At 69.5% G+C, this 416-nt stretch carries 1 pseudogene; it reads left to right on the forward strand.

Going from position 1 to position 416, the window contains the following annotated elements:
- Positions 1–416, forward strand: a pseudogene (gene fliI / locus MOV74_RS40375) (flagellum-specific ATP synthase FliI); the annotation flags it as partial.

Raw genomic sequence — 416 nt, forward strand, 5'->3', positions numbered from 1 at the left:
AGCGCGCACGCGTGCACAAGCCGCTGCGCACCGGCGTGCGCGTCATCGATTTGTTCGCGCCGATCTGCGCCGGCCAGCGCGTCGGCATCTTTGCCGGCTCCGGCGTCGGCAAATCGACGCTGCTTGCGATGCTCGCCCGTAGCCAGGGTTTCGACACCGTCGTGCTGGCCCTGGTCGGCGAGCGCGGCCGCGAGGTGCGCGAGTTCATCGAGGACGTGCTGGGCAACGATCGTCAGCGTGCCGTCACCATCGTGTCGACCGGAGACGAAAGCCCGATGATGCGGCGGCTGGCGCCGAAGACGGCCATGGCGGTCGCCGAATATTTCCGCGACCGGGGCGAATCGGTCCTGCTGATGGTCGATTCGATCACCCGTTTCGCCCACGCCGCCCGCGAGGTCGCGCTCGCCGCCGGCGAG

Source organism: Bradyrhizobium sp. SHOUNA76, from assembly GCF_023006445.1.
GTDB lineage: Bacteria > Pseudomonadota > Alphaproteobacteria > Rhizobiales > Xanthobacteraceae > Bradyrhizobium.